11 protein-coding genes, 1 tRNA gene and 1 rRNA gene are annotated in these 10149 nt (G+C 62.8%); 2 read left to right on the forward strand and 11 right to left on the reverse strand.

Annotation, left to right across the window (positions count from 1 at the left end):
• Positions 1–138: 138 nt before the first annotated feature.
• The 10 genes from PG2093B_RS07970 to rpsF form a co-directional block, all read right to left on the reverse strand.
• On the reverse strand, positions 139–1152 hold the full coding sequence (locus tag PG2093B_RS07970; RefSeq protein ID WP_129898022.1) for a class C sortase: 1014 nt from the start codon (positions 1150–1152) through the stop codon (positions 139–141).
• A gap of 139 nt (positions 1153–1291) precedes the next feature.
• On the reverse strand, positions 1292–2137 hold the full coding sequence (locus PG2093B_RS07975) for a YggS family pyridoxal phosphate-dependent enzyme (RefSeq protein ID WP_129898023.1): 846 nt from the start codon (positions 2135–2137) through the stop codon (positions 1292–1294).
• Between the two features lie 72 nt (positions 2138–2209).
• Positions 2210–3211, reverse strand: coding sequence for a tRNA glutamyl-Q(34) synthetase GluQRS (gene gluQRS / locus PG2093B_RS07980; protein ID WP_129898024.1), 1002 nt, complete (start codon positions 3209–3211; stop codon positions 2210–2212).
• Positions 3212–4099, reverse strand: a complete 888-nt coding sequence (locus PG2093B_RS07985; RefSeq protein WP_242502875.1) for a DUF3152 domain-containing protein — start codon at positions 4097–4099, stop codon at positions 3212–3214.
• A 130-nt stretch (positions 4100–4229) separates the two neighbouring features.
• Positions 4230–4964, reverse strand: coding sequence for an MIP/aquaporin family protein (locus tag PG2093B_RS07990; protein ID WP_129898025.1), 735 nt, complete (start codon positions 4962–4964; stop codon positions 4230–4232).
• A 184-nt stretch (positions 4965–5148) separates the two neighbouring features.
• Positions 5149–5222, reverse strand: a tRNA-Lys gene (locus tag PG2093B_RS07995).
• 355 nt (positions 5223–5577) lie between these two features.
• Positions 5578–6024, reverse strand: a complete 447-nt coding sequence (gene rplI / locus PG2093B_RS08000) for a 50S ribosomal protein L9 (RefSeq protein WP_129898026.1) — start codon at positions 6022–6024, stop codon at positions 5578–5580.
• Positions 6025–6043: 19 nt separating this feature from the next.
• A complete protein-coding gene (gene rpsR, locus PG2093B_RS08005; protein ID WP_022858968.1) occupies positions 6044–6292 on the reverse strand; it encodes a 30S ribosomal protein S18 in 249 nt (82 codons plus the stop codon).
• 67 nt (positions 6293–6359) lie between these two features.
• On the reverse strand, positions 6360–6965 hold the full coding sequence (locus tag PG2093B_RS08010) for a single-stranded DNA-binding protein (protein WP_022858969.1): 606 nt from the start codon (positions 6963–6965) through the stop codon (positions 6360–6362).
• A 41-nt stretch (positions 6966–7006) separates the two neighbouring features.
• Complete coding sequence (gene rpsF, locus PG2093B_RS08015) at positions 7007–7294, reverse strand: 30S ribosomal protein S6 (RefSeq protein WP_022858970.1); 288 nt, start codon at positions 7292–7294, stop codon at positions 7007–7009.
• Positions 7295–7516: 222 nt separating this feature from the next.
• Here rpsF and PG2093B_RS08020 point away from each other — a divergent pair, with 222 nt between their 5' ends.
• Positions 7517–8530 (forward strand): ribose-phosphate diphosphokinase, encoded by a 1014-nt coding sequence (locus PG2093B_RS08020; protein ID WP_101429770.1) that lies wholly within the window; start codon positions 7517–7519, stop codon positions 8528–8530.
• A 158-nt stretch (positions 8531–8688) separates the two neighbouring features.
• Positions 8689–9351: a signal peptidase I gene (gene lepB / locus PG2093B_RS08025; protein WP_242502877.1), complete on the forward strand. Its 663-nt coding sequence runs from the start codon at positions 8689–8691 to the stop codon at positions 9349–9351.
• Positions 9352–9792: 441 nt separating this feature from the next.
• Here the strand turns inward: lepB and rrf are convergent.
• Positions 9793–9909, reverse strand: a 5S ribosomal RNA gene (gene rrf, locus PG2093B_RS08030).
• Positions 9910–10149 lie beyond the last annotated feature (240 nt).

Below are 10149 nucleotides of genomic sequence, written 5' to 3' on the forward strand. Positions count from 1 at the left end.
TTCGACAAGAAGGGCAATATCGTCACCCGTTCCGCTAATGGAGTAAAATAAATAGCATATTTATGCGATACTTCTAACGATAAGTATAATGAGAAAATATTTTATCTTCCTCGTATCTGAGTAAAGAAAAAACATAAATCATAAACGTGCATGACGCATGCGCATTGTGCGGCCGTGCCGCTTCGCAAACGACATCCACAGCAGCAGGCCCACTAGGAGCACCGCAGTCGCAGCCATCATGGCAAGCAGCCGCGCATCATGGACATCGGCCGGCTCCGGTGCCTGATAAGGTACCGAGACGCGGTGCCCAGAGACAAGCAGACGATGGGTGTTCACCCCATACGGCGTGCACGTCATCAATGTCACGCGGTCCTGCCCTGGCACCACGCGCATCGTCGACGCGTCGTCCGGTTCGATCACCGTAATGCTGTCCACTTGGTACGCGAGCCGCTCACCCATGACCTCAATGTAGAAGAAATCGCCATTGCGCAACTCGTCGAGGCGCGTGAACATCGGCGCGGACACCAGACCGCGGTGACCGGTGACCACCGCATGCGTGTTCACCCCACCGACGGGCAGGCTCGTGCCATACAGATGACCGGCGCCATCCGCAAGAGCTTTTTCAGAAGTGCCATGGTAGATCGGCAAGTCCACACTGATCTTTGGGATGCGTATCGCCCCCATCACCCCGCCACCTGTATCGAGCAGCGACTGGTATTCCCGGTTCTGGGCCGAAGCGGGATCCGTCTGCGTGGACGCCGCCGAACCGCCACCCGTGGTGGCGAAGGGGTCGGCCGCTTCGCCAAGCACCGCCTGGCCGCCTGCCGCAAGCCTGCTGTTGTATGCGCGAGCCTCCCTGAGCTGGTTCTCCGCTTGCGGATACGACCAGCCGAGCACCCGCTGGTGCACATGCCGCGTCTGTGACGCGAGATCACGGGAGGTGTTCCATTGCAGCACGAACGGCGTGCCACCCACCACAATCGCCGCCACCACAAGCACGAGCGCGAGCGCGCGCATCGCGATCATGCGCCGGCGCAACGACCTGCGCACCCGCACCACGTCCGCGGTGTCGGTCGCCTCCTCGAATGTGGCTGGACGCCACTGTGGTCTTGGCCCTCCACCTGTTCCGGCGTCGCTGTTCGCGTGCATCATCACCCCGGCTCCTGCGCTGTCTGCGGTGGGCGCCCAGACGCCGCACCATGCCAACGCACCGCAGTCTAGCAACCTCAAGTGGTGCCGGGCATACCCTCCATCGCCGGCACCATCCCCTCGCCGGGGCGCACGCCATGGCTCACTTGAAGTCGCGCTCGCCGAAGATCGCCTGCCCGATGCGCACGATCGTCGCGCCTTCATCGATCGCGTACGTCATGTCGCCGCTCATGCCCATCGACAGCTCCACACACGTGGCGGTCCCCTCGGCGTCGGAATCGCGCACGCGGTCACGCACATCGCGCAGATGCGCGAATCCACGGCGGATCTCACGCTCATCATCCACATGCGCGCCCACCGTCATCAATCCCTGCAATTCAAGCCCCTCGAGTTGCGCGATGCGCAGCGCGAGTTCAAACGCCTCGTCGGGCGCACAGCCGGACTTCGTCGGCTCGCCCGACTCGTTGACTTCGAGCAGCACACCCACCGTCTGCTCGCGCGCGGCCGCACGGCGCGCGATCTTCTCGGCGAGTTCGAACGAGTCCACCGATTCGATCGTGTTGACGTCAGGCAGCATCTTGCCGATCTTGTTGCTCTGCAACTGCCCGATCAGGTGCAGCGGCAGACGGTCGAGCGCCTCGGGGTCGTCGGTCTCGTCAAGGCTCGCCACGGTCTGCATGTCGCTCGCGCCGAGCACGATCCCGCGCTGCAGGCATGCATACCGCAGTCCATCGATTTTCGCAATGACTTCCTGCGGCCGGTTTTCGCCGATCATGTGCACGCCGGCGTCGATCGCGGCCATGATCTCGCCGACGTCGCGCGTCTTCGTGGCCGCCAGCAGTGTGACCGCCCCCTCTTCGCGCCCACTCGTGAACTCCGTCTGTGCAATCAGGTCGAGCACACGGTGCGCGCCATCCGTGATCTCCTGGATGCGCGCCGCATCGATCGTCTCGTTCGCCAGATCCTTATGGTCCATATACGCAGTCATGCTGCCCCGCCTTTCCTCGCCAACGGCAGTCCTCTACCGCAACCATACCGCAACGCGCGCGCAATGCCCGCACTACAGGCACAGCAGGCGCGCGGGCAGGTCGTCGGGCACGCGCACGTCGGCCGCATGCGCGCGCACGCGCCGCCACGAAAACGCCGCGAGCGCCTCGCGCGTGCTCATCGCACGCGGCTGCGGCACAAGCCCGAGCGCCCACGCGCAATACCCCACCACCTGTTGCGGCTTCACGCCCTGCGCGCGCAGCACACCCAGATCGAGCGAGCGCGTGCGCTTCGCCAACCGCACGCCCGCCGCGTTGTCGAGCAGCGGCAGATGCGCGTACTCTGGCACCGCCGCAGGCGAATCCGCGCCGCCCACGCCGAGCGCGAGCAACTGTTCGCGCACTGCGATCTGCAGCGCGGTCGAGCGCAGCAGGTCGCGTCCGCGCACAATGTCGGTCACGCCCATCAGCAGGTCGTCCACGGTGACGACGAGCTGGTATGAGAACAGACCGTCCGACCGTCGCAGCACCACGTCGCCCAGCTCCGCCCCCAAATCGAAGTTCTGGGCGCCAAAGACGCGGTCATCAAACAGTATTTGCGATTGTGGGGTGCCTGCGGGCGGCACGGCGAACCGCCACGAATGGCGCACACCGGCGTCGAGCCTGCGCCGCACCTCGTGCGGGTCGTGCGCCAACAGGCGGCGGCATGTGCCCGGGTAGATGATGAACCGATCGCCTTCTTGCGGGGCGCTCGCCGCGCGGATCTCGGCGCGCGAGCAGAAGCACGGGTAGAGCGGCGAGGGGTCGGCGTCGCGCAGCAGGCGGAACGCCCCCTCGTACAGGTCGAGCCGTTGCGACTGGTAGACCGGCTCGCCGTCCCAGTCCAGGCCGAGCCATGCCAGGTCGTCCATGATCCAGCGGTCGGCGTCGGGAATCGCGCGCGGGGCGTCGATGTCTTCGATGCGCAGCAGGATCGGCTCGTGCCGTGCGCGCGCGGACAGCCACGCGGCGAGCATGGCGTACGCGTTGCCCATGTGCATGCGTCCCGAGGGGGTGGGTGCGAAACGACCGGTCATCTACGGCTCAGTCCCCACGAACGTGCTCCACAGCTCGCTGTCGAGCGGCCAAGGGTTCGGCGAGCATTCCTTGAGGAACATCGACTGTTCCTGCATGAGCGGCGCCGACTGCTTGTCGCCGCCGCACGGCGTCTCGTTGTCGATGTGCCCGAGCGCATGGCCCACTTCGTGGTTGATGACCATCGTGCGGTACTGCGCGAGCGTGGCGCCGGCGTCGAACCAGTGCTGCACGGCGCTGCCCCAGCGCTTCTTGTTGATGATGACGTCGCTGCCCACCCGGCAGCTGTATTCCTCGGAACAACCCGCCGAGAACGACGGCAGCTCCTTCGCTTCGGCGAGCGTGATCGTCACATCGCACTGGCCGTCCTGCCCTTGCGCGAACACGACGCCAGCGCGCGGCCAGCCGCGCACGTCGTTGAGCGCGCGGTACACGGTGTTGGCGAAATGGTCGACCGAGCCGACGTTGCCGCGCGAGGCGATGCAATACGTCATGCGTGTGGGCACCGCACCGCTCGATTGCGCGGTCTGTTTCGCCTTGGCGTAGATCTCGTTGCGTTGAGCGTCGGTCAGCGGCGCCTCGAGTGCGGCGATCTCCTGCCTCTGTTTCTTCGTATGCTCGTCTTCGGTCGGCGTCTGCTCAGACGGCGAGGGGCTCGCATTGCGCTCAGGCGCGCGGTATGGGCTCATCGCCGACGACCATATGCCCGAACCGGTGTGCGCCGCGGCCTGCTCGTGGAGCGCGTTCAGCGCGCGCAACGCACCACGCGCGCTGAGCGTGACGCCAAGCACGAGCAGCAGGCATGCGCAGACCACCACGGCACGGCGGATGCGGTAGATCCGTCTGCGGCGCGCGTGCACGTGGCGGCGCGGACTGCGGGTAGTGCTCACCGTGACCTCTCACTCCATGGACTTCTTGGGGTAGTACGGCGAGTATATCCGCTCCCCCTCGAAACAACAATCCCCGGCACGCTTGCCGGGGATTGTCTGGACGATGCGGCGTGCACAAGCACGCGCGCAATCAGATGGCGAACAGCACGTTGAACAGCCACGCGCCGATGATCGCGCCCAGGATCGGGGCGACGACCGGAATCCACGCCTCGTTCCAACGCGACGACCCCTTGTGCGGGATCGGCAGGATCGAATGCAGCACGCGCGGCATCAGGTCGCGCGCCGGGTTGAGGCCGGGGCCGGTCGGTCCGCCCATCGAGCACACGAGGCCCCAGACGATGAAACCGACGACGATCGAAGCGGACGCATAGTTCTGGCGGCCCCACTGCAGTTCGAGGCAGCACAGCGCGCCGAGCACGAGCATGAGCGTGCCGAAGAACTCGTTGATGAAGTAGTTGCTGCGGCTCTCATGTGCATCGGTGGTGCAGAACGTGGAGAGGATGGCCTCGGAATTCTCCGTGGCCTTGTAGTGCGGGTAATACGTGATGTACACGACAAGCTGGCCGACGGCCGCGCCCAGCACCTGCGCGATGATGTACGGCAGGACCTCGCTCCACGGGAACATGCCATTGACCGCCTGCGCGATCGTCATGGCGGGGTTGATCTGCGCGCCGGAGACACCGCCGAACATCAGCACGGGGAACATGACACCAAAGCCGTAGCCCATGGCGATGTTGATCCAGCCGGCGTTATGCCCCTTCGTGTTTTTCAATTCGACATTGGCCACTGCGCCATTGCCAAAGATCATCAGTACCGCGGTACCGACGAACTCCGCCGCCAACCGCGTAAACAACGAGTATTCCACTGCTCTTCAGCCTTTTCTCTGCGTATGCAAGATGGTTTGAATAATCTTCTCTGATGGATGGATTGCATGGTTCACCCCGTATGGGAATGCGTGGGAACCGGTATGAGTGTAGCGCCCACCATGGGCAACAGTGCGCCGGAATACGAAAGAAGCCCCGGCCGTGATGACCGAGGCTTCTTGCAGGTGCCCCCTCAGGGATTCGAACCCTGGACACGCTGATTAAGAGTCAGCTGCTCTAACCAACTGAGCTAAAGGGGCGTTGGTTTTGCGAACCGAGTGATAAATATACTCAGATTCTGCATCTTCGCAACCTTCGGCGTGTCGCAAAAAGGAAATCATTGCGATTCCAACGATTTTGGGCACTTTGCGCCACTAGGCCACATGTGCCCCAAACGCGCCCAGCTCAGACATGATCGCGCGGATAATCCGCTCCAACGGCCATTATCTTCACAAACGACACGCCGAAGCATGCAATCCGGCCACCGTCCGGCCCCAATCCATGCATACAGAAGGCCCCTGCAGCGCGAACTGCAGGGGCCTTCCAATGCTTAAGCTCAGACTGGTAATCGGTCTGATGGGAAGATCATACGGTCATACGATCTTCAACGAGGGTTCACTCAGCGACGACCTTCACGAAGAAGTTCGCGGAGATCTCCGGGTGGAGCGCCACGGTGGCGGGGAACTCGCCGAGGGTCTGGATCTTCTCGACGGTGATTGCGCGCGGATCCACGGCAACCTTGTCGGCGAGGGCCTTGGCGATCTGGTCGTTGGAAATGCCACCGAACAGCTTGCCGGACTCGGACACCTTGGCCGGGATCTCGACGGCGATGCCCTCGATGATGCCCTTGGCCTCGACGGCGCCTTCACGGGTCGCCACGGCCTTGGCCAGGCGAGCGCGCTTCATGGCTTCCGCCTGGGCGGCGGCACCCTTGGACCATGCGAAGGCGAGGCCCTGCGGGATCAGGTAGTTGCGGGCGTAGCCGTTCTTGACTTCGACGATGTCGCCTGCGTGGCCCAGATCGGTGACGGACTTCTTGAGAATAACCTTGGTAGTAGCCATTTCGTCTCCTCCTCAGAACTCAGCGGCCGGTGGTCGCGTACGGCAGCAGAGCCATCTCACGGGCGTTCTTGATCGCCTTGGCGATCTCGCGCTGCTCCTGCACGGTCACACCGGTGATGCGACGGGAGCGGATCTTGCCGCGATCGGAGATGAACTTGCGCAGCAGCGCGACGTCCTTGTAATCGATCTCGGTGACCTTGGCGGCCTTGAGCGGGTTCGGCTTCTTCTTAAACGGCTTGACCGGCGGCTGCGGCCTCTTGCGTGACATCTATTTGTCTCCTTAACGAATACTGTTCAATATGTTGTGGGGTGCGGCGTTACGCGCGCGATACGTCTTAGAATTCCGGCTCGTCGGATCCACCGCCGAATTCGGAGGTGCCGAAGGAGCCGAAGCTGGATCCGGAGGGTTCGGCGCTGTTCCACGGGTCGGAGACCGGTGCCTGTGCCTGCTGCTGCGGCGCGCCCTGCGCACCGAAGCCGTTGGCACCGCCGGCATAGCCTGCTCCGCCCTGATAACCGCCGTTGAACCCGCCCTGCTGCTGGTTGCCCACGAAACCGGAGCTCGACGACTGTCGATTCACCTGGGCCGTGGCGCGGCGCAGCGATGGGCCGATGTCGTCCACCCGCAGCTCCACGACGGTTCGCTGCGAACCGTCCTGTGCCTGGTAGGAACGCTGGGTGAGCCGGCCCTGTGCAATGACCGTCATGCCCTTGGACAGCGAGTTCGCGATGTTCGACGCCAGCGAGTTGCGGGCCGAATCCCACGCCGAACAGTTGAGGAACAGCGTATCGCCGTCCTCCCACTGGTTCGTGTTGCGGTTGAACTGCCTGGACGATGACGCGATCGTGAAGTTGACGACCGTGGAGCCACTGCCCACGGTGCGCAGTTCCGGGTCGCGGGTCAGATTGCCCACGATGGTGATAATCGTTTCACCTGCCATAACGTTCCTTCCAACGTATGTGTGCTGATGCCGCAGTGGTCTTACTTGCGAAGAATCTTGGTGCGAACGATGGATTCGTTCAGGTTGAGCACACGGTCGAGCTCGTCGCTCGTGGCCGGCTCGCAGGAATACGTCACCACAACGTAGTTGCCTTCGGTCTTGCCGTCGATCTCGTACGCGAGCTTGCGGCGACCCCAGATATCGATGTTGTCGACGGAACCGCCTTCCTTGGTGACGATTTCCATGTGCTGATCGGTCAGCTTCTTGAGGCCGTTGTCATCCATCTCAGGATCGGCAATGAACATCAGTTCGTAGTTATGCGCAGACATCACCCACCTCCTTCGGACTGTTGGCCGCGGACTTTCCGCGACAGGAGTGTGTATGCGTTGTGCCCCTGCGCGCACGCGGACTGCAGGTGCAGACTGGTGTGCGCGGGCAACTGTGCCAGCATACCCGCCAGATTGGACACGCACGGGCCGCACATACATGCACGTTGCTATAGTGAATATGCTCGATTCACGGGCATCCGAACGCAGTTTGAAAGGCGAATAATGTCTGCAGTTCTCGAAGGCACCCCCGATAAACGTCTTGCACTCGTCACGGGCCGTGCCTACCCGGAGCAGGCTGAGGAGACCGCCCATTATCTCGGGACGGAAGTACTGCCAACGACGGCGTACGACTTTGCCAACGGAGAGATGTATGTGCGGTTCACCGAGCCCGTGCGCGGCGCCGACGTGTTCATCATGCAGGCGCACACGACTCCGATCAACAAAGCGATCATGGAACAGCTCATCATGATCGACGCCGCCAAGCGTGCGTCGGCCCGCTCGATCACCGTGGTGGCGCCGTTCCTGGGCTATTCACGTCAGGACAAGAAGCATCTGGGCCGCGAGCCGATTACGGCGAAACTGATGTTCACGCTATTTGCAGCAGCCGGAGCGGACCGCATTATGACCGTCGACCTGCACGCCGCACAGGAGCAGGGATTCTTCAACGGCCCTGTCGACCATCTGACCGCGCTGCCCGTGCTGCTTGACTATATGCGCAGCCGCCTGCCGCTCGACAATACGACAATCGTCTCGCCGGACGCGGGCCGTATCAAGGTGTCTGAACAGTGGGCCGCGAAGCTGGGCGGGCTTCCGCTCGCGTTCATCCACAAGACGCGCGACACGACGCGCCCCAACCACGCGGTGGCGCACGGCATCATCGGCGATGTCAAGGGCCGCGACTGCGTGGTGATCGACGACATGATCGACACGGCGGGCACGATCACCGAAGCGGTACGCACGCTGCACGAGCACGGCGCCAAGTCGGTCACGCTCGTCGCCACACACGGCCTGCTTTCCGGTCCGGCCGTCGAGCGCCTGCGTGACTGCGGCGCCAAGGAGATCGTGCTGATGGACACGGTGCCGATCCCCGAAGAGAAGCGCCTGCCGAACATGACGGTGCTGTCCGCGGCGCCACTGCTCGCGGCAGGCATCCGTTCGGTGTTCGAGGCGCGCTCCGTGTCGAATCTGCTCAACGGCCTGCCCGAAGACATGCGCACGCGCAATATCTACGCGTAATACAGCGATTTCCCGCAACGCGCGGGCGCACATGTGAATATTGTGCGCCCGCGCGTTGCCATATCTATGGGCGGCGGCGCCGAACTGCTACCATGTTGTGTCAGTATGCAAACGTTGACTATCCCTCCCGCTGGGGTTTGGGGATGAGGGGTGCACCAATGACTTCTTCCGATTCGCACAGTACCGAGCCGCGCGCCAATGCGGGCGGTGCGGGGGCCGATGCCGCACAGATCGCTCAGGAGCCGCACCACAGCGCCGGCAGGACGATTCTGGAGTATCTGCCTTGGGTTGTCGTGCCGATTGTGGTCGTTGTGCTGCTGCGCATGTTCGTGTTCACGATGTACGAGATCCCGTCGAGCAGCATGGAGAACACGCTCAGGATCGGCGACCGCGTGATGGTGGTCAAGCCGACGATCGCAAAGCCCGAACGCGGTGACATCATCACGTTCAAGGACCCGGGCGGCTGGCTGCGCACCGACGAGAAGAAGCACTCCGACATCCTGATCAAACGACTGATCGGCATGCCCGGCGACACGGTGGAGTGCGAAGGCGGTGGCGCGCCGATTGTGGTCAATGGCAAGCCGCTTGATGAATCCGCGTATCTGCAGAAAGGCATGGCGCCAAGCGAGATCCCGTTTTCCGTCACGGTGCCCGCAGGGCATGTGTTCGTGCTCGGCGACAACCGCACCAATTCCGCTGATTCCCGCTACCACCTCAATGATGCCGGCACCGATGGCACGGGCACCGTGCCAATGAACAATATCACCGGCGTCAGCAAACTGATCTATTGGCCATTCTCCCACTGGTCCCTCACCCGCTGAGCCGAATCCGCTCCTATATATCAGGGCATATATATCTATAGCAGGGCATAGATGTCCTATGTTTCAGGGCATATACGAAGGGCGCTGCCTGTAGCGATATCTACAGGTGGCGCCCTTCGGTTCTCTAAGTGGTTCTCTGACGAAAGTCATGCAAAACGCCTGTGAGCATGGCAATCCTCTGTATATCCTCGACGGAAGTCATCCATTGGGGGTGGTCCCGTGACGATCCTCGGTACCGTCCTGACGAAGGTCGTGCGTGGCGTCTTTGAACATGACGGTCTTCTGTACCGTCCTGGCGGAAGTCGTGCGTGATGCCGTCTGGCGTGACGAACGTGTGTTGGCGGGGTGGTGGGGTGCTGGTGTTGGTGGATGCGTGGTTGTATAGGTTGGGTATGCGAAGGACCCCGGTTGGTTGTTCGCCTTCCGGGGTCCTCAAGTGTGGTGCGGCGGTGTGCTACTCTCCCACACCCTGTCGGGTGCAGTACCATTGCCGTGCCAGGTCTTAGCTTCCGGGTTCGGAATGGGTCCGGGCGTCTCCCCTGGGCCATGGCCGCCGCAAATCTTCTGTTATGGCCCGTGGCGTGGGCCGGGTGTGGTTGTTTGGGGACCGGTGGGTGGACGCGGGGCGTGTGTGTGTTCGTGACTGTCGACCAAGTGTGTGGTCGGTCTGGTTAGCGTAGTTGGATGCTTGGCCAGTGCCCGTGGAACGGGTCTGGTGTGTTTGTGTTTCGACCGTTAGTGCCGGTCAGCTCCACCGCTCGCGCGGCTTCCACGTCCGGTCTATCGACCAGGTGTTCT

Source organism: Bifidobacterium pseudolongum subsp. globosum, assembly GCF_004155535.1.
Taxonomy (GTDB): domain Bacteria; phylum Actinomycetota; class Actinomycetes; order Actinomycetales; family Bifidobacteriaceae; genus Bifidobacterium; species Bifidobacterium pseudolongum_C.